This is a genomic window from Serratia sp. CoH_122_TC_1, from assembly GCF_058191755.1.
Genome location: NZ_JBXWLA010000064.1, coordinates 1 through 441, shown reverse-complemented (window position 1 = coordinate 441; position 441 = coordinate 1). Strand labels below are relative to the sequence as shown.

Below are 441 nucleotides of genomic sequence, written 5' to 3'. Positions count from 1 at the left end.
GCTATCTGGCAGCGCACCGGCAAGAGCGATAAAACGCACTGGATCATCTTCGTGAAGGGGGCTGAAGCCCAGGAGAAAGCACAATGAGCATGGCAAACGACACATACGAATGCTGCAGAAGGAAATGCAAGCTGGTTCATCTGCACTCTGAGCGCGTAATGGTTGAAGGGAAGCCAATCAGTGGTGTACCGGTGAAAGATTCGACCTGCCCGCGCTGTGGCTGCAAAGAGTTCTATATCGTTCGGCGTGATGATGAGGGGGACGAGTGATGGGCAATAAGCTGAGAGAACTGAGCAAGCCTGTGGCGTGGGCATTAAAAGAACACGTATGGGCTACTGGTCTTTGCGGATATGTGTGGAGAGATAAGTTAGATGATGAAGCTCCAGACGCTGAATGTGAGTCGGTAAAGGATGTTAGCCCCCTCTACTCGCAAGAGTACGT

General features: G+C 51.7%; 1 protein-coding gene. It reads left to right on the top strand.

Going from position 1 to position 441, the window contains the following annotated elements; translation table 11 throughout:
• Positions 1-83 precede the first annotated feature (83 nt).
• A complete protein-coding gene (locus AC2FC2_RS26980) occupies positions 84-269 on the top strand; it encodes a hypothetical protein (RefSeq protein ID WP_490660208.1) in 186 nt (61 codons plus the stop codon).
• Positions 270-441 lie beyond the last annotated feature (172 nt).